The 17,816-nt window shown below is 72.3% G+C and carries 18 protein-coding genes and 1 riboswitch; of the genes, 8 read left to right on the top strand and 10 right to left on the bottom strand.

Annotated features, from left to right (window positions below; genetic code table 11):
• The first annotated feature begins 10 nt into the window (after positions 1-10).
• Positions 11-1,219 carry a D-alanyl-D-alanine carboxypeptidase family protein gene (locus tag ACQPWZ_RS22325; RefSeq protein WP_340474901.1) on the top strand — a complete coding sequence of 403 codons (1,209 nt, stop codon included), beginning with the start codon at positions 11-13 and terminating at the stop codon, positions 1,217-1,219.
• Here ACQPWZ_RS22325 and ACQPWZ_RS22320 read toward each other — a convergent pair.
• The 4 genes from ACQPWZ_RS22320 to ACQPWZ_RS22305 are packed head-to-tail and all read right to left on the bottom strand — an operon-like array spanning position 1,188 to position 4,042.
• Entirely contained in the window at positions 1,188-2,117 is a 930-nt protein-coding gene (locus ACQPWZ_RS22320; protein ID WP_340474900.1) for a YihY/virulence factor BrkB family protein, read from the bottom strand. The genes ACQPWZ_RS22325 and ACQPWZ_RS22320 overlap by 32 nt on opposite strands.
• Positions 2,105-2,530: a GtrA family protein gene (locus tag ACQPWZ_RS22315; protein WP_352205774.1), complete on the bottom strand. Its 426-nt coding sequence runs from the start codon at positions 2,528-2,530 to the stop codon at positions 2,105-2,107. Before ACQPWZ_RS22315 ends, ACQPWZ_RS22320 begins: the two co-directional genes overlap by 13 nt.
• The gene (locus ACQPWZ_RS22310; protein WP_356701221.1) at positions 2,527-3,468 is read right to left on the bottom strand and encodes a decaprenyl-phosphate phosphoribosyltransferase; all 942 of its coding nucleotides are present in this window, start codon (positions 3,466-3,468) and stop codon (positions 2,527-2,529) included. Before ACQPWZ_RS22310 ends, ACQPWZ_RS22315 begins: the two co-directional genes overlap by 4 nt.
• Positions 3,461-4,042 (bottom strand): phosphatase PAP2 family protein, encoded by a 582-nt coding sequence (locus ACQPWZ_RS22305; RefSeq protein WP_433572224.1) that lies wholly within the window; start codon positions 4,040-4,042, stop codon positions 3,461-3,463. Before ACQPWZ_RS22305 ends, ACQPWZ_RS22310 begins: the two co-directional genes overlap by 8 nt.
• Before the next feature lie 151 nt (positions 4,043-4,193).
• On the opposite strand from ACQPWZ_RS22305, the gene ACQPWZ_RS22300 reads away from it, so the two are divergent.
• Entirely contained in the window at positions 4,194-5,576 is a 1,383-nt protein-coding gene (locus ACQPWZ_RS22300; RefSeq protein WP_433572223.1) for an FAD-binding protein, read from the top strand.
• Positions 5,577-5,631: 55 nt separating this feature from the next.
• Positions 5,632-6,387, top strand: a complete 756-nt coding sequence (locus tag ACQPWZ_RS22295; protein ID WP_313944564.1) for a decaprenylphospho-beta-D-erythro-pentofuranosid-2-ulose 2-reductase — start codon at positions 5,632-5,634, stop codon at positions 6,385-6,387.
• 49 nt (positions 6,388-6,436) lie between these two features.
• On the opposite strand, the gene ACQPWZ_RS22290 is transcribed toward ACQPWZ_RS22295, so the two are convergent.
• Entirely contained in the window at positions 6,437-7,033 is a 597-nt protein-coding gene (locus tag ACQPWZ_RS22290; RefSeq protein WP_340474894.1) for a 2'-5' RNA ligase family protein, read from the bottom strand.
• 149 nt (positions 7,034-7,182) lie between these two features.
• Positions 7,183-8,196: a tryptophan--tRNA ligase gene (gene trpS, locus ACQPWZ_RS22285; protein WP_340474893.1), complete on the bottom strand. Its 1,014-nt coding sequence runs from the start codon at positions 8,194-8,196 to the stop codon at positions 7,183-7,185.
• Positions 8,197-8,242: 46 nt separating this feature from the next.
• Between trpS and ACQPWZ_RS22280 the strand changes: the two genes are divergently transcribed.
• From ACQPWZ_RS22280 to ACQPWZ_RS22270, 3 genes are all read left to right on the top strand, one after another.
• On the top strand, positions 8,243-8,857 hold the full coding sequence (locus ACQPWZ_RS22280; RefSeq protein ID WP_433572222.1) for an RNA polymerase sigma factor: 615 nt from the start codon (positions 8,243-8,245) through the stop codon (positions 8,855-8,857).
• Positions 8,850-9,707: a hypothetical protein gene (locus ACQPWZ_RS22275; RefSeq protein WP_433572221.1), complete on the top strand. Its 858-nt coding sequence runs from the start codon at positions 8,850-8,852 to the stop codon at positions 9,705-9,707. Before ACQPWZ_RS22280 ends, ACQPWZ_RS22275 begins: the two co-directional genes overlap by 8 nt.
• A gap of 196 nt (positions 9,708-9,903) precedes the next feature.
• Entirely contained in the window at positions 9,904-10,629 is a 726-nt protein-coding gene (locus ACQPWZ_RS22270) for a hypothetical protein (protein WP_433572220.1), read from the top strand.
• Between the two features lie 39 nt (positions 10,630-10,668).
• Here the strand turns inward: ACQPWZ_RS22270 and glyA are convergent, their stop codons facing one another.
• On the bottom strand, positions 10,669-11,931 hold the full coding sequence (gene glyA / locus ACQPWZ_RS22265; RefSeq protein ID WP_433572219.1) for a serine hydroxymethyltransferase: 1,263 nt from the start codon (positions 11,929-11,931) through the stop codon (positions 10,669-10,671).
• 92 nt (positions 11,932-12,023) lie between these two features.
• Positions 12,024-12,114: riboswitch (ZMP/ZTP riboswitch) on the bottom strand.
• 211 nt (positions 12,115-12,325) lie between these two features.
• On the opposite strand from glyA, the gene rocD reads away from it, so the two are divergent.
• The gene (gene rocD, locus ACQPWZ_RS22260) at positions 12,326-13,519 is read left to right on the top strand and encodes an ornithine--oxo-acid transaminase (protein ID WP_383233540.1); all 1,194 of its coding nucleotides are present in this window, start codon (positions 12,326-12,328) and stop codon (positions 13,517-13,519) included.
• Between the two features lie 9 nt (positions 13,520-13,528).
• Here the strand turns inward: rocD and ACQPWZ_RS22255 are convergent, their stop codons facing one another.
• Entirely contained in the window at positions 13,529-14,710 is a 1,182-nt protein-coding gene (locus ACQPWZ_RS22255) for a glutathionylspermidine synthase family protein (RefSeq protein ID WP_433572218.1), read from the bottom strand.
• 226 nt (positions 14,711-14,936) lie between these two features.
• Positions 14,937-15,212 (bottom strand): hypothetical protein, encoded by a 276-nt coding sequence (locus ACQPWZ_RS22250; protein WP_340474886.1) that lies wholly within the window; start codon positions 15,210-15,212, stop codon positions 14,937-14,939.
• A 154-nt stretch (positions 15,213-15,366) separates the two neighbouring features.
• Here ACQPWZ_RS22250 and ACQPWZ_RS22245 point away from each other — a divergent pair, with 154 nt between their 5' ends.
• A complete protein-coding gene (locus ACQPWZ_RS22245) occupies positions 15,367-16,236 on the top strand; it encodes a hypothetical protein (RefSeq protein WP_356701584.1) in 870 nt (289 codons plus the stop codon).
• 182 nt (positions 16,237-16,418) lie between these two features.
• Here the strand turns inward: ACQPWZ_RS22245 and ACQPWZ_RS22240 are convergent, their stop codons facing one another.
• Complete coding sequence (locus tag ACQPWZ_RS22240) at positions 16,419-17,816, bottom strand: PLP-dependent aminotransferase family protein (protein WP_433572217.1); 1,398 nt, start codon at positions 17,814-17,816, stop codon at positions 16,419-16,421.

The raw sequence follows: 17,816 nt of genomic DNA, 5'->3' as shown, positions 1-17,816 counted from the left end.
GTTCTCGTCTGTGTCCGCTCTGAAGAAGACCGCGCTGACGGTCACCGCCGCCTCGTTGCTGCCCGTGCTCCTCGCCGTGCCCGCCTCGGCCGGCACCACCGATGGCAAGACCGCCAGGAAGCAGCCGAATCCGCCGGCCTCCATGTCGACCGTCGGCGGCCCACAGCTCGGCAGGGCGGGCACCCAGGTCAGTCTCGGACCGGGCGCTCCCGTGCTCCCGGGCGAGGTCACCGGCCGGTCCTGGATCGTCGCGGACGCGGAGAGCGGTGACGTCCTCGCCTCGCACAACGCGCACTGGCGGCTGCCCCCGGCGTCCACGCTCAAGATGCTCTTCGCCGACACCGTGCTGCCGAAGCTCCCCAAGACCGAGGCGCACAAGGTCACCCAGGCCGAGCTCGCGGACGTCGGCGAGGGCAGCAGCCTCGTCGGGGTCAAGGAGGAGCACGCCTACACGGTGCACGACCTGTGGCTCGGCGTCTTCCTGCGTTCCGGCAACGACGCGGTGCACGTCCTGTCCGCGATGAACGGCGGCGTCCCCCAGACCGTCGAGGACATGCAGGAGCACGCCGAGGAGCTCCAGGCGCTCGACACCCATGTCGTCTCGCCCGACGGCTACGACGCCGAGGGCCAGGTCTCGTCCGCGTACGACCTCACGCTCATCGCCCGCAGCGGTATGCAGAAGAAGGACTTCCGGGAGTACTGCTCCACGGCACGCGCCCAGTTCCCCGGCGGGGTCACGGCGGGCAAGCGCGACTACTTCGAGATCCAGAACACCAACCGGCTGCTCACCGGCGAGTCCGGGGTCTCCCCGTACCAGGGCATGGCGGGGGTCAAGAACGGCAACACCACGCACGCCGGCGCCACGTTCACCGGTGTCGCCGAGCGCAACGGCAAGGTGCTGCTCGTCACCGTCATGAACCCGGACTCCGAGGAGAGCCAGGCCGTCTACAAGGAGGCCGGACGGCTGCTCGACTGGGGTTTCGCGGCGGCCGGGAAGGTCCGGCCCGTCGGTGAACTGGTCCCGCCGAGGTCCGCCGCCCCCGAGGACTCCCCCCAGGTCGAGCCCGCGAACAACGGCGCGCCCGCGAAGGCGTCCGCCGCGGCGGACGAGGGCTCGGGCGGCGTCGGTACGGCGCTCGCCGTGGTCGGCGGTCTGCTCGTGGTGCTGGCGGCGGGGGTCTTCCTGGTCAACCGCCAGTGGCCGCTGCGCCGTCGGTAGCGGCGCCGCCGGGACCCTCCCCGGAGGACTCGGCGGCAGGTGACTGCTCCTTGCTCGGCGTCGCGGTCCACGCGGCGCAGAACAGCAGCAGCTTCGCCGAGAAGTTGATCCACAGCAGCAGGGCGATGGGGACGCCGAAGGCGCCGTACATGCTCCTCGACGCGACACCCTGGATGTAGCCGCTGAGCAGCAGCTTCAGCAGTTCGAAGCCGATCGCGCCGATGAGCCCGGCGACCACCAGCCGACGGCGCGGCGGATGCACTCCCGGAAGCAGCGTCAGCAGGTAGAGCAGCAGCAGGAAGTTGGCGACGCCGGCGATGGCGATGGCGGCGACCTGAAGCAGTACGCCCTCGGCGCCGCCCTCCTCGATACCGATCTGCTTCGCCGTCCAGCCGACGGTGGTGGACCCGAGCGCCGACGCGGCGAAGGAGGCGAGGGCGGTCGCGCCGAGGCCGAGGAGCACGACGCCGTCCTTGACCTTGCGGACGACGGGGTTGTCGTCGTCCTCGTCGTCCACCTCCCACACGGCCCGCAGACAGTCCCGCAGCGAGCCGACCCAGCCGATACCGGTGAACAGCAGCAGCGCGCCCGCGACCAGGCCGACCGTGCCCGCGTTGTCCACCAGCGAGTTGATGTCGAGCTGGTCGGAGATGCCGGGCACCTGGTCACCGATCTTGTCCTCCAGCTTGCCCAGCTGCTCCTTGCTGAGCAGGGCGGCACCGATCGCCGCGGCCACGGTGATCAGCGGGAAGAGGGCCAGAAAGCTGATGAAGGTGATCGCGGCGGCCAGCCGGGCCCAGTGCACCCGGTCGAGCGTCTCGTACGAGCGCCAGGCGTGGGTCTGCATCAGCCGGGCCATCAGGGGTCCGATGACGGGGAGCTTGGTCAGCCAGTCCATGGCGTACGCCTACCCTCCACGCGGAACACCAGCGTCCGGGTCCCCCAGAATCGCAGGCAGGTGGCCAGGACCATGCCGACGCCGAGCCCGGAGACGAGGTCCGCGCGCGCCGAGGTCAGGCCGAGGCCGTGGTGCGAGACCGCGAGGCAGAGCAGTTGGACGATCGCGCCGGCGCCATTGACGCCGAAGAAGGCGGCGTACTCCCGCAGGCGCAGGGTCCGGCGCCGGTAGGTCCCGAGGGCGTTGCCGAGGTAGGCGACCGTGCAGCCGGCGAGGAAGGAGACGGCCTTCGCGGTCAGCGGGCCCCAGCCACCGGGGCCGCGCAACAGCGTGAAGAGCGCCACGTCGGCCGCGTACGCACACCCTCCGACGAGGATGAACGAGGCCGCCTCCGGCCAGGGGACGCGTTTCACAGGTCGGCGACCGCCAGTCCGTACATCGCGGCCCACACCAGGCCGATGACGGCCAGCGGCCGGTCCCGCAGCACCACGTCCTCGGGTGCGCCGGCCGTGCCGCGGTCGGCGAAGACCGCGTACCGCAGCACCGCCAGGATGAAGGCGATCATCGACAGCTGTCGCCAGGGCAGCAGCGCCGACGCGGCCACACCGCCGCTCTCCAGGGCCCACAGGCAGTAGGCGAGGACGGCGACACCGGCGGCGAGCTGCCAGACGAAGCGCAGATAGCCGGTCGTGTACTCGGTGAGCAGCGCCCGGGTCGCGCCCTTGCTGTCGGCCAGCTGCACGGCCTCGGAGTAGCGCTTCGCCGCGACCATGAACAGGGCGCCGAAGCCGGTGGTGATCAAAAACCAGCGCGAGAGCGGGATGCCGAGCGCGACCCCGCCGATCATCGCGCGCATCAAAAAGCCGGTGGTGACGACGGCCAGGTCGACGACGAGCACGTGCTTGAGCCAGATGCAGTAGGCGAGTTGCATCGACAGATACGCGGTGAGCAGGGCGCCGGTCATGGGGGTGCACAGGGCGGCGGCTCCGCCGACGGCGGTGCCGGCGAGCACGGCACCCACGGCGTAGGCGACGGGCACCGGGACCTCGCCCGCCGCCACGGGGCGGCGGCACTTCACCGGATGGGCCCGGTCGGCGTCCGCGTCCCGGGCGTCGTTGATCAGATAGACCGCGGCCGCGGCGGCGGTGAACAGGGCGAAGACGACGGCCAGTTGTCCGGCCGCGTGCGGGGAGTCCAGTTCACCGGCGGCGGCGGGCGCGGCCACCACGAGCACGTTCTTGATCCACTGTCGGGGGCGGGCGGTTCTGAGCAGGCCGACCGGCAGGCTCACGGCCCGCAGCGGTGACGGTTTCCGGGGCCGCTCCAGCAGCGCGGTACCGGGCTCAGGCATGGCGCCGGCCCCTCGGGCGTCCGGTGACGCGGGCCCCGGTGAAGCCGGGCGACGCCGCGCCGCCCGTCCACCGGACTCCGGCGCGCGCGGCCAGCCCGCCGAGTACCGCGCCCGCCGCGATATCGGTCGGGTAGTGGACCCCGGCGACGAGACGGGAGACGCACATCGCGGCGGCCAGCGGGGGCGCGAGCCGGCGGGCCGCGGGGAGGAGTGCGCCGAAGGCCACGGCGGCGGCCGCGGCCGACGCCGCGTGCGAGCTGGGGAAGGAGTGCCGGCCCAGGGTGTGCACGAGGGGCCGGTGCGAGGGGAGTTCGGGACGGGGCCGGCGCACGACGTGTTTGACGCCCATGCTCGCCAGGTGGGCCCCGCCGACCACAGCCGTGGCGCGCAGCCAGTGCCCGCGCCGCTCCGGGTCGGCCGCCGCGCCGGTGAGACCGGCGGCGAGCCAGAGCGCGGCGTGCTCCCCGGCGAGGGAGAGCGCGCGGACGGCGACGGCGACGCCCGGTCGTCCCCCGTACGCGCGCATCGCTGCCAACAGCCTTCGGTCGGCGGCCGCGCAGTCGACGTATCTCATTCGCCACCCCTTCTCCTGAGCCAGGGGGGACTCTTCTCGGCGACCGGCCGAGTTTCACGCTCATCTTTGATGACACTCGTTTAATCACCCATTTCGGCGCGTCCGTTAGGTCTGCGGAAAACAGGGCATTTGCGGCTATACGGTCCGGTGTATGGCTGCCGACACCCGTCCTTCCGCCGCCGGTCCCGGTGGCACCTTCGTGTCCGTCACCGGCTGGGGGCGTACGGCCCCGACGACCGCGTTCGTGCTGCGGCCACGCACCGCCGACGAGGCCGCTGCGGCCGTACGCGACTGGGGCACCCGCGGCGGGATCGCCCGCGGGCTCGGCAGGGCGTACGGCGACGCGGCGCAGAACGCGGGCGGCTCGGTCCTCGACATGACCGCCCTGGACCGCATCCGTTCCGTCGACGCCGAGGCGGGTGTCGTGGTGTGCGACGCGGGAGTGAGCCTGCACCGGCTGATGGAGGTGCTGCTGCCGCTCGGCTGGTTCGTACCGGTGACACCGGGGACCCGGCAGGTCACCGTCGGCGGCGCGATCGGCGCCGACATCCACGGCAAGAACCACCATGTCAGCGGCTCCTTCGCCCGCCATGTCGATGCCTTGGACCTGCTCACCGCGGACGGCGCGATCCACACGGTGCGGCCCGGCACCGCACTCTTCGACGCGACCGCGGGCGGTATGGGCCTGACGGGAGTGATCCTCTCGGCGACCCTCCGGCTGCACCGCGTCCAGACGTCGCTGATGTCCGTCGACACCGAACGGGTCGCCGATCTGGACGACTTGATGGCCCGGCTCACCGCCACCGACCACCGCTACCGCTACTCGGTCGCCTGGATCGACCTGCTCGCCCGCGGCCGGGCGCTGGGACGCTCCGTGCTCACCCGCGGCGAGCACGCCCCGCTGGACGCGCTGCCCGCACGCGCCCGCCGCGCACCGCTCGCGTTCCGCCCCGGACGGCTGCCCGGCCCGCCCCGCTTCGTACCACCCGGCCTGCTCACCCGCGCCACGGTGGGTCTCTTCAACGAGCTCTGGTACCGCAGTGCGCCCCGGCTCCGCCTCGGTGAACTGCAGAAACTCTCCGCCTTCTTCCACCCGCTGGACGGCGTACCGCACTGGAACCGGATCTACGGCCGCGGCGGATTCGTGCAGTACCAGTTCGTGGTCGGGCACGGGCAGGAGGAGACGCTGCGCCGGATCGTGCGGCGGATCGCCCGGCGCGGCTGCCCCTCGTTCCTCGCGGTGCTCAAACGGTTCGGCGAGGGGGACGCCGGGTGGCTGTCCTTCCCGATGCCCGGCTGGACGCTGGCGCTCGACATCCCCGCGGATCTGCCCGGCCTCGGCGCCTTCCTGGACGAACTCGACGACGAGGTCGCGGGGGCCGGCGGCCGGGTCTATCTCGCCAAGGACTCCCGGCTGCGGCCGGAGCTGCTGGCCGGCATGTATCCACGGCTGGCCGAGTTCCGCGCGCTGCGCGCACAGCTGGACCCCCACGGCGTGTTCGCCTCCGACCTCTCGCGCCGCCTCACGCTCTGACCCCGCCCCCGGTCCACCCGCCGGGGCTCTCCACCGCTCGTAAGGAGCACTGCTCATGAAGGACGCCTTCGGCGCACCGCAGTCCCTGCTCGTCCTCGGCGGCACCTCGGAGATCGGCCAGGCCGTGGCCCGTCGGCTGATCGCCCGGCGCACCCGTACGGTCTGGCTGGCGGGCCGCCCCTCCCCCGACCTCGAAGCCGCCGCGGACGGTCTGCGCCGGCTCGGCGCCGACGTCCGTACCGTCGCCTTCGACGCCCTCGATCCGGCGCTGCACGAGCAGGTGCTGGGCAAGGTCTTCGCCGAGGGCGACATCGACATGGTGCTGCTCGCCTTCGGCGTCCTCGGCGACCAGGCGAACGACGAGGCCGACCCGCCGGCGGCGGTCCGGGTCGCCCAGACCAACTACACGGGCGCCGTCTCGGCCGGACTCGTGTGCGCGGCCGCGCTGCAGAACCAGGGGCACGGCTCCCTGGTGGTCCTCTCCTCGGTGGCCGGCGAGCGGGCCCGCCGCGCCAACTTCATCTACGGCTCCAGCAAGGCCGGCCTGGACGTCTTCACCCAGGGACTGGGCGACGCGATGTACGGGACCGGGGTCCATGTGATGGTCGTACGCCCGGGCTTCGTCAGGACGAGGATGACGGCCGGCCTGCCCGAGGCGCCGCTCGCCACGACCCCGGAGGCCGTCGCGCTGGCCGTCGAGCAGGGGCTGCGGCGCAGGGCGGAGACGGTGTGGGTGCCCGGAGCTCTGCGGCTGGTGATGTCGGCGCTGCGGCATGTGCCGCGCCCGCTGTTCCGCCGACTGCCGCTGTGAGCGGAGCACCGGCGGGGCTTCGTCGGGGTGGGACGGCGGGGCGGCCGGGTCAGGACGTGGCGGCCGAGGGAGCCGTCGCCGGCTCGTCCACCGGAGTGCCCTGGGCGGGCACGGAGGCGATGCCGCCCCCGAAGGCGTACTCGTGGAGCTTGCGCCACACGCCGTCCGCGCCCTGCTCGTACAGCGCGAAGGAGGCACAGGTCCAGGCGGCCTCGAAGTCGGCCAGTTCCTCGTACGCCCGGTCCATCGCCTCTTCGGCGATGCCGTGCGCGACGGTGACGTGCGGGTGGTACGGGAACTGGAGCTCGCGCACCAGCGGACCGGAGGCGTCCCGCACCCGCTTCTGGAGCCAGGAGCAGGCCGCGGCGCCTTCGGCGATCTGGACGAAGACGACGGGCGAGAGCGGCCGGAACGTGCCCGTGCCGGACAGCCGCATCGGGAACGGCCTGCTCGCCGTCGCGACCTCGGTGAGGTGCGCCTCGATCGCCGGCAGGGCCGCCGGGTCGGCCTCGGTGGGCGGCAGCAGGGTGACGTGCGTGGGAATGCCGTGCGCGGCGGGATCACCGAAGCCCGCGCGCAGCTCCTGGAGCAGGCTGCCGTAAGGCTCCGGGACCGCGATCGAAACGCCGAGCGTTACGGTCCCCACGTCGTTCTCCTCACATGTCGTCTCAAGTGTCGTTTGTGTCCGCACTCGCCAGTGTGGCGGCTCCACCGCATCTGTGGCCAGAGGCCTTGGACACACTCGGCCACGGGCACGAGGTCCCGCCACCGGACGGCCGGTGGCGGGAGGCGGCCTCAGTGCTTCGCGGGCAGGAAGCCCACCCGGTCGAATGCCGCGGCCAGCGTCTCTGCTGCCACGGCCCGGGCCTTCTCCGCACCCTTGGCCAGGATCGAGTCCAGCGTCTCGGGGTCGTCCAGATATTCCTGGGTCCGGGTGCGGAACGGAGTGACGAACTCCACCATCACGTCGGCGAGGTCGGTCTTGAGCGCTCCGTACCCCTTGCCCTCGTACTTCTGCTCCAGCTCGGTCACCGTCGTGCCGGTGAGCGTGGAGTAGATGGTGAGGAGATTGCTGATGCCGGGCTTCTCCACGCTGTCGAAACGGATCACCGTGTCGGTGTCCGTGACAGCGCTCCGGACCTTCTTGGCGGTCGCCTTCGGCTCGTCGAGCAGGTTGATCAGGCCCTTGGGCGTGGACGCCGACTTGCTCATCTTGATCGTCGGGTCCTGGAGGTCGTAGATCTTCGCGACCTCCTTGACGATGTGCGGCGCCGGGACGGTGAACGTCCGGCCGAAGCGGCCGTTGAAGCGCTCGGCCAGGTCACGGGTGAGCTCGATGTGCTGGCGCTGATCCTCGCCGACCGGGACGGCGTCCGCCTGGTACAGCAGGATGTCCGCGACCTGGAGGATCGGATACGTGAACAGGCCGACGGTGGCGCGGTCGGCGCCCTGCTTGGCGGACTTGTCCTTGAACTGCGTCATCCGGGAGGCCTCGCCGAAGCCGGTCAGGCAGTTCATGATCCAGCCGAGCTGGGCGTGCTCGGGCACGTGGCTCTGGATGAACAGGGTGCAGCGCTCGGGGTCGAGACCGGCGGCGAGCAGCTGGGCCGCGGCGAGGCGGGTGTTCGCCCGCAGCTCGGCCGGGTCCTGCGGCACGGTGATCGCGTGCAGGTCGACGACCATGTAGAACGCGTCGTGGGTCTCTTGCAGCGCCACGTACTGGCGGATCGCTCCCAGGTAGTTCCCGAGGTGGAACGAACCGGCGGTCGGCTGAATGCCGGAGAGCGCGCGAGGTCGGGGTGAGGCCATGTTCATCATTCTCTCAGGTGTGGAACCGAACTCCGGCCGCCGGTGTATGAAAGGTGTGAGGACGCGGGAGGGGACCCTGGAGGGGGGCCGCATCGTCGTTGACGAGGGGGCCGTGATCGCGCGGGTGCGCGCCGGAGAGCCGGAGGCGTACGCGGAGCTGGTGCGCGCCCACACGGCGGTCGCGCTCCGGGCCGCTGTGGCTTTCGGTGCGGGCGCGGACGCCGAGGACGTGGTGCAGAGCGCCTTCCTCAAGGCGTACCAGGCGCTGGGGCGGTTCCGGGACGGCGCCGCGTTCCGGCCGTGGCTGCTGCGGATCGTGGTCAATGAGACCAGGAACACCGTGCGCACCGCGGTCCGGCTGCGGGCGCTCGCCGGGCGCGAGGCGCTGCTGCTGGGTTCCGAACCGCTGATACCTGAGTCGGCCGACCCGGCGCTGGCGGCCTTGGCGGAGGAGCGGCGCTCGCTGCTGCTGGCGGCGCTGGACGAGCTGGGCGAACAGCAGCGCCAGGTCGTGGTCTGCCGCTATCTGCTGGAGATGGACGAGGCGGAGACGGCGCAGGCGCTGGGCTGGCCGCGGGGGACGGTGAAGTCCCGGCTGAACCGGGCGCTGACCAGGCTCGGGCAGCTCATCGGCGGGAAGGGAGGTGAGGAGCATGAGTGAGGACGGACGCCGCGCCGGCAGCGGCCGGGAGGCGGAGCGGGAGGCCCTGGCGGAGGAGCTGCGCGAGGCCGGTCGCGGGATCAGGGTCCCTGACGTGTCCGGCGAGACGATGGCGGAGCGGGTGCTGGCGCAGCTCCTCGCCGAGGCGGTGCCGACGCCCGCCCCCGCCGGCCTCGGCACCCGGCTGCGCGGCTGGACGCACCGCCGGTGGCGGGCGCTGACCGTGGTGCTCTCCGGGGTGCTGGTGGTCCTGGTGCTCACGCCGCCGGTGCGGGCGGCGGTGGCGGACTGGTTCGGCTTCGGCGGGGTGGACGTGCGGTACGACCCGTCGGCGCCGCCGCTGCGGGACGCGCAGCCGCCGTGGTGCGCCGAGGCCGTCCCGCAGGCCGAGGCGGAACGGCGGGCGGGGTTCCGGGCGCTGGTGCCGCCCGGGCTGGGCACACCGGACGCCGTCTCGGTCGTGGCGGGACCGGCGGGCCGTTCGGTGATCTCGCTGTGCTGGAAGGACCGGGGGCGCACGGTCCGGCTGGATCAGTTCCCGGCGGCGCTGGACCTCGGCTATGCCAAGCAGGCGCGGCTGATGCCCCAGTGGGTGACGCTCACCGACGGCACAGGACTGTGGTTCGAGGAGCCGCATCTGCTGCGGTTCGGGATGACCGACGCCCGCGGCGAACAGTGGACACAGGCCGAGAGGACGGCGGGGCCGACGCTGCTGTGGACGACCGACGGCGGGCGGACGACGCTGCGGCTGGAGGGTGTGGCGGCACTGGCGCGGGCGAAGGAGATCGCGGAGTCGGCGGCCGGGGCGTGGGAGCCGGCGGAGCCGCGGGAGCCTTCCGGGTCGGGGTAGCAGGGCGGCTGCCGGAGGGTCGCGGGGGCGCGCTGAGGCGGGCCCTGGGCCGGCCGGGCCCGCGTCGGCCGGCTGCCGCGGGGTCCCGGGGCCCGGAAAAAGTGGGGGCCCGCGAACGGGAACCTGGCGGCGTCGGGCGGTGTACCAGAGGTGACACGGTGCGGAGGGGCCGTATCCGGTGTCGGCTGGGGGAAGTATGCGACTGCTACGACGACTTGCCGCGCTGGCGACGGTGCTGGCGCTGAGCTGGGTCTTCGCTCCGAGCGCGGTGGCCGGCGGCCCGACGAGCGTGCTGGTCACCTCACCGGAGAGCGGCGAGACCGCCTCGCTCTACTACAGCGACGCGGAGTACGCGAGCCTGCTGAAGCTGCTGGGCGAGGGGCCGACCAAGGGACAGACGGACCGGCCGCCGTCGCTGGACATGGCGCTCGGGACCCGGCAGATCAATGTGACCTGGATGATCCACGACGTGCAGCCGTGGCGGGTGGACCAGGTCTATCCGGGCGACCGGACGGGCCTCGTCTGGATCCATACGGCGACGAACCTGGAGACGCACCAGGGGTACTGGCACCAGGCGCGGCAACCGGCCGAGCTGACCGCCCTGTTCACGAAGCTGGGCCTGATGGGCGAGAAGAACGGCGGGGCGGGAGTGGCCCAGTTCCCACCGGCCTGGGACGGGGAAGCGCAGTCGGCACCGGAGCCGGCGGAAGCGGCAGGCGCCGGGGCCGCGGCGGCACCGGACGCCGCCGCGCGCACCTCGGACGGCACCGAAGGCTGGTGGTGGGCGATACCGGGACTCGTGGGCGGGGCGGTGCTGGCGCTGGTCCTGCGGCCGGTGGTCTCCCGCCTCCCGCGCCCGCCGTTCGGGCGGGGCGACGGGACGCGGGAGTCCGGACCCCGGCAGCAACTACTGGACGGCTGACGGGATCATCGCGGCCGAAGGGATCGGGCAGGGCCGGGCTCAGCCCGCCAGACCGGGTGCGGGGTGGGCGGACATCAGCTCGGCGACCTCGGAGCGGATCGTGGCCAGCGCTGCCTCGTCCTCCTTGCCGGCCGCGGTCACGCCCCGGTCGATCCAGTCGGCGACGGCCGCCATGTGCTCGGTGCCGAGACCGCGCGAGGTGAGGGACGGGGTGCCGATGCGGATGCCGGAGGGGTCGAACGGCTTCCTCGGGTCGTACGGCACGGTGTTGTAGTTGACGACGATCCCGGCCCGGTCGAGGGCCTTGGCGGCCACCTTGCCGGGCACCTCCTTGGGCGTGAGGTCCATCAGGATCAGATGGTTGTCGGTGCCGCCGGAGACCAGGTCGAAGCCGCGGTCGAGCAGGGCTTCGGCGAGTGCCCGGGCGTTGGCGACGACGGACTGCGCGTAGGCGCGGAAGGAGGGCTGGGAGGCCTCGTGGAGGGCGACAGCGATGGCGGCGGTGGTCTGGTTGTGCGGGCCGCCCTGAAGGCCGGGGAAGACCGCCTTGTCGAGGGCCTTGGCGTGCTCCTCGCGGGACATCAGCATCGCGCCGCGGGGCCCGCGCAGGGTCTTGTGGGTGGTCGTGGAGATCACGTCGGCGTGCGGCACGGGTGAGGGGTGCGCGCCGCCCGCGATGAGGCCGGCGATATGGGCGACGTCGGCGACCAGGACGGCGCCGCACTCGCGGGCGATCTCCGCGAAGGCCGGGAAGTCGATGGTGCGGGGCAGGGCGGTGCCGCCACAGAAGATGATCTTCGGGCGTTCCTTCAGGGCGAGTTCACGCACCTCGTCGAAGTCGATGAGGCCGGTGTCCTGGCGTACGCCGTACTGCACACCGCGGAACCACTTTCCGGTGGCGGAGACGCCCCAGCCGTGGGTGAGGTGGCCGCCCATCGGCAGGGCCATGCCCATCACGGTGTCCCCGGGCTCCGCGAAGGCGAGGTAGACGGCGAGGTTGGCTGGGGAGCCCGAGTAGGGCTGGACGTTGGCGTGCTCGACACCGAAGAGGGCCTTGGCGCGGGCGACGGCGAGGCGCTCGACCTGGTCGATGACCTGCTGGCCCTCGTAGTAGCGGCGGCCCGCGTAGCCCTCGCTGTACTTGTTCTGGAGCACCGTGCCCGAGGCCTCCAGCACGGCGGCGGAGACGTAGTTCTCACTGGGGATGAGGCGCAGGGTTTCGGCCTGGAGCTGCTCCTCCGCTCCGACGAGCGCGGCGAGTTCCGGGTCGGCGGCGGAGAGTGCGGGGTGGGGCAGGGTCATGGTTTCCTCCGGGGTCACTGGGTGTCCCGGGGTGCGACTCGGGCTCCCCCACCGGAGGCAGGGGCGGGCGGCACCCACTGGGGAATGGGTTGCCGGGGTACCCAGGCGGGCGGCACCTCGTCTGCTCCTGCGCGCACGACTCCCTCGGGGTCGGTTCCCCGCTCGCCAGTCGCCGTGCGTACCACCAACCTTAATGCTCACGCCCCACAGCAAGGTTTTTTCGTCCATGATGCGAGCGACGATAGAAACAGGGGCATCACGCGGACGCCCACGGAAAAACAACCACCGGACAACAACCGCTGTCGATGCCCCGGCCCCTCCGGCCACCAGGCCCGCTCCCCGTGCCGGCCGGATGCCTTGTCTCTACCCGAACGGAGATCCCGTGTCTGTATCGATGAGTGCCATTGCCTCTGCCGAGGCGCACAGCGCGCACAACTACCACCCGCTTCCCATCGTCGTCGCCTCGGCGGACGGCGCCTGGATGACCGATGTCGAGGGACGCCGTTATCTCGACATGCTCGCCGGGTACTCGGCGCTCAATTTCGGCCACGGAAACCGACGTCTGATCGACGCGGCCAAGGCGCAGCTGGAGAGGGTCACCCTCACCTCGCGCGCCTTCCACCACGACCGGTTCGCCGACTTCTGCACGCAGCTCACGGAGCTGTGCGGCATGGAGATGGTGCTGCCGATGAACACCGGCGCCGAGGCGGTGGAAACCGCCGTGAAGACCGCCCGCAAGTGGGGCTACCGGGTCAAGGGCGTGCCGGACAACACGGCGAAGATCGTCGTCGCGGCCGACAACTTCCACGGCCGTACGACGACGGTGATCAGCTTCTCGACCGACCCGGAGGCCCGGGCCGACTTCGGCCCGTACACCCCCGGCTTCGAGATCGTTCCCTACGGCGACCTCGCCGCGATGGAAGCGGCGCTCACCGACAACACCGTCGCCGTCCTGATCGAGCCGATCCAGGGCGAGGCGGGCGTGCTGGTGCCGCCGCCCGGCTATCTCGCCGGTGTCCGCCGGCTCACCACCGAGCGGAACGTCCTGTTCATCGCCGACGAGATCCAGTCCGGCCTGGGCCGCACCGGCAAGACTTTCGCCTGTGAGCACGAGGGCGTCGTGCCGGACATGTACGTCCTGGGCAAGGCGCTGGGCGGCGGTGTGGTGCCGGTGTCCGCGGTCGTCTCGTCCCGTGACGTCCTCGGCGTGTACCGGCCCGGGGAGCACGGCTCCACGTTCGGCGGCAACCCGCTGGCGTGTGCGGTGGCCCTGGAGGTGATCGCGATGCTGCGCACCGGCGAGTACCAGCAGCGCGCCACTGAGCTGGGCGATCATCTCCACCACGAGCTGGGCCTGTTGACGGGCACCGGAGCGGTGGAGGCCGTCCGCGGACGCGGACTGTGGGCGGGCGTCGACATCGTCCCCGCCCACGGCACCGGCCGGGAGATCTCGGAGAAGCTGATGGACCGCGGGGTGCTGGTCAAGGACACCCACGGCTCCACCATTCGCATCGCCCCGCCCCTGGTGATCAGCAAGGAGGACCTGGACTGGGGCCTCGACCAGCTGCGGTCCGTGCTGAGCGCCTGACCCGCCGGGTCAGAGAATCACGTGGGGCAGGAAGCGGGCGTATTCGTCCGTGACCAGCCCCGCGGACTCCCGGATCCCGAGCCCCGCCGCCTCGCCCTCGACGACCCAGGCACCGAGCACCACACGGTTGCCGTCGAAGGAGGGCAGCGGGGCCAACTCCTGGTAGCAGCAGGGCTCGTCCCGTACGACGGGAGGCGAACCGGGTTCGTGGATCGTGACGCCCGCGCCCTCGCGGCCGAGCAGCGGCTTGGCGACATAGCCGCGGCCGGCCGTGAGTTCGCGCGGGCCGTCGAGATGGGCGGCCAGCAGGTTCGGGTGGCCGGGATACAGCTCCCAGAGGATCGCGAGCAGCGCCTTGTTCGACAGAAGCATCTTCCAGGCGGGCTCTATCCAGCAGGTGGTGCCGGTGCCGCCGCCGTTGTCGAGGGTCGCGAGGACCTGGGGCCCGAAGCGGTCGGTGGTCAGCCACTCCCAGGGATAGAGCTTGAAGCAGGAGCGGATGAAGCGCAGCCGGTCGTCGACGAAGCGGCCGGACAGCCGGTCCCAGCCGATCTGTTCGACGGACAGCGCCTCGGTGGCGAGCCCCGCCTGCTCGGCCGTCTCGCGCAGATACGCCACGGTCATCAGGTCCTCGCCGAGCTCGTCCCCGTCGGAGTGGACGAAGTGCAGCGGGCCGGGCGGCAGAAGCGGGGCCTGGCGCTTCCAGGCGGCGACGAGACGCTCGTGGAGCGAGTTCCACTGGTCGGCCCCGGGGAAGCGGTCCTCCATCCAGAACCACTGCGGGCTCGCGGCCTCCACCAGTGAGGTGGGCGTGTCGGCGTTGTACTCCAGCATCTTGGCCGGGCCCGTGCCGTCGTAGCGCAGATCGAACCGGCCGTAGACGGAGGGGAGTTCGTCCCGCCTGCGCCAGGACTCGGCTATCAGGGAGGCGAGCCGGGCGTCGGTGATCCCGAGGTCGGCGAACCGGTCACGCTCGACGATGTGCGCGGCCGCCGCCAGGCACATGGCGTGGAGTTCCTCGACGACCTCCTCCAGCGCCTCGACCTCGGGGAGGGAGAACGCGTAGTAGGCGCTCTCGTCCCAGTACGGGCGCAGCGAGCCGTCGGGGTAGCGGGTGAGGGGGTAGACGAGGCCCTGTTCCTCGACGATCTCCTGCCAGCCGGGCCGGGGATCGATCGTGTGGCGCTGCATTCCGCGGCCTTCCTGGAGTACGGGCGGGGCTCGGCCGCCGGAGCCGAGGCGGCTGCGGGCGGGGCTCAGCCGCTGCCGGGGAGCTTGGTGCGCTTCAGCCACCGCCCGGCAGCTTCGTGCGGGGATCAGCCACCGGAGTCGAGGCAACCCAGCACGGGCTGAACCGCAGCCGGGCAGCTGCGGGCGAGGCTCTGCCACCGCCGGAGCAGAGCAGCTTCGGGCCGGGTCAGCCGCCGCCGGAGCCGGAGCAGCCGAATCCGCCGCGGTCGACCGCCGTCTTGTCGAAGCTGCCGCCCTCGGCCTTGCCGGACGAGTAGCTGCCGCCGTAGTAGTAGCGCCCGCTGCCGGTGCTGTCGTCGCACTCGTAGCTGGGGAGCTTCTCCTGGGTCACCGGGTCGACACACCGCTTGTCCGGTTCCGAGCCGCAGGACGTGATCGTCGCCGCGAGCACTCCCATGCCACCCAGCACCACCGTGCTCGACCTCAGCCTGCGTCGCGCCATCGGACGCTCGCCCCCGTTCACCCTCGTACCACTGGGAAACCCTCGTACCACCGGCCCCACGCCGGGGGCCGCGGACAGACTAGTGGCCGCCTCGCGGGTCGCCACGACCGGTCCACCAACCCTCCTCATCTACAGTCGCTTTGTGCTCTTTGGGATGATCTGCGCTCTCGCCTCAGCGGTCTGCTTCGGCACGGCCTCCGTCTTCCAGGCAGTCGCTGCCCGCGCGGCGGAGCCGGGAACCGGCTCCGGTGTCGACCCGGCGCTGCTGCTGCGTGCCCTGCGGCAGTGGCGGTACGTCGTCGGTCTCGCGCTCGACGGCCTCGGTTTCGTCCTGCAGATCCTGGCCCTGCGTTCCCTCCCCATCTACGCGGTGGGGGCAGCGCTCGCCGCCAGCCTCGCGGTCACCGCCGTGGTCGCGGCCCGGATGCTCCACGTCCGGCTGAGCGGCACCGAATGGGCCGCGGTCGGCGTGGTCGTCGTGGGCCTCGCCATGCTGGGGCTCTCCTCCGGCCCGGAGGGCGAGAGCACCGGATCGACCGCCCTGAAGTGGGCGATGCTGGGCATCGCGATCCTCATCCTGCTCGTCGGCGCGCTCGCCGGCCGACTGCCGGACCGCTCCCGCGCGCTGGTGCTCGGACTCGGCGCCGGGTCGGGCTTCGGCGTCGTCGAGGTCTCGGTCCGGCTGATCGACACCGTCGCCCTGCCCGAGGTGCTGACCAATCCCGCGCTCTACGCCCTGCTGGTCGGCGGCGGCACGGCGTTCCTGTTGCTGACCTCGGCCCTCCAGCGCGGTTCGGTGACGACGGCGACCGCGGGCATGGTGATCGGCGAGACGATCGGCCCGGCGCTGGTGGGTGTGGTGTGGCTGGGCGACCGCACGCGCGAAGGGCTCGCATGGCTGGCGATCCTGGGCTTCGCGGTGGCGGTGGCGGGTGCGCTGGCCCTGGCGAGGTTCGGCGAGCCCCCGGCGGAAACCGACGAGAAGGCGGAGCAGCCGGCGTCACCGCCCGGGCGCGGAGCCTGAACGGACGGCGTGCCCGCGCCCGCGCCCGTACAGCGACCCCGGCCCGAGAGTCCGGCCTGGGACCCGAACCAGCCGTGCGCCCCGTATCCGTACAGCGACCCCGGACCGGGACCCCGAACCAGCCGTGTGCCCCGCATCCGCACTCCGCCCCTGTCCCGTCAGCCCGGCCCGGGACCCCGCACCTACGGGAGCACCCTGCACAGCGCGTCCAGCGAGTTCGCCCACGCGCTGTCCGGCGGCGTCGCGTAGCCCACCACCAGCGCGTCCCTGCCCGACGCCACCTCCTCGTGCCGGAAGGAGGACAGCCCCGACACCGAGAGGCCCTGCCAGCCGGCCGCCTGGACGACCGACGGCTCGGTGCCGTCCGGGAGTTCGAGGACCGCGTGCAGTCCCGCCGCGATCCCGCTGACGCTGATGTCCGGAGCACGCTCGGCCAGCGCGGCCACCAGTTGGTCCCGCCGTCTGCGGTAGCGCAGCCGCATCCCGCGCACATGCCGGTCGTACGCGCCGGAGGCGATGAACTCGGCGAGCGTCAGCTGGTCGAGCACACCGCACATCCAGTCCGTCGACCCCTTCCCCTCGGCCACTTCCCCCACCAGTTCCTCGGGCAGCACCATCCAGCCCAGTCGCAACCCAGGCACCAGGGACTTGCTCACCGTGCCCATGTAGACCACCCGGTCGGGGTCCAGTCCCTGGAGCGCACCCACCGGCTGGCGGTCGTAGCGGAACTCCCCGTCGTAGTCGTCCTCCAGGACCACCCCGCCGGACACGCGCGCCCAGTCGACGACGGCGGCGCGGCGGTCGGGATGCAGGGGCACCCCGAGCGGGAACTGGTGCGCCGGTGTCAGCAGCACCGCGCCCGCTCCCCGCAGCCGCTCCAATTGCGTCGTGGTGGCGCCGAGTTCGTCGCAGGGCAGCGACGGCGTCCGCATCCCCGCCTCGTGCAGCACGTTCCAGTGCAGGTCGAGGCCGTAGGACTCGACGGCGACCTCGCGTACGCGTCGCGCGCGCAGCACCTTCCCCATCAGCATCAGCCCGTGCACGAAACCGGAGCAGATGACGATCCGTTCGGGATCGGCGCGGACTCCGCGCGCCCGGGCCAGATAGTCGGCGAGCACGGCCCGCAGTTCGATCCGGCCTCGCGGATCGCCGTAGCCGAACGCCTCATGGGGTGCGGCGGTGATCGCACGGCGGGCCGCCTTGAGCCACTCCGCACGCGGGAACGACGCGAGGTCGGGGCTGCCGGCCCGCAAGGACCAGCGGGCCGTGGGCCTGGCCGGACGCGCTCTCGCCACGCCCGCGGGCCGCCGGGGCGCCGCCCGCCGCGCGACCCGCGTCCCCGAGCCCTGCTGGGCGGTGAGCCAGCCTTCGGCGACCAGCTCGGCGTAGGCATCGGCGACCGTGTTCCGGGCGATGCCCAGATCGGCGGCGAGCGAACGCGAGGACGGCAGCCGGGTCCCGGGGGTGAGCCGCCCGCTGCGGACGGCCTCCCGCAGGGCGTCCATCAGGCCCGCGCGCAGGCCCGTACCGCGCAGCTCCAGATGCAGGTCGGCACCGAAAGTGGACCAGGAATCCGTCAT

It is taken from the genome of Streptomyces sp. CA-251247 (genome assembly GCF_050952975.1).
In the GTDB taxonomy this organism is placed as follows: domain Bacteria; phylum Actinomycetota; class Actinomycetes; order Streptomycetales; family Streptomycetaceae; genus Streptomyces; species Streptomyces achmelvichensis.
This window is presented reverse-complemented; position numbering and strand designations above follow the sequence as displayed.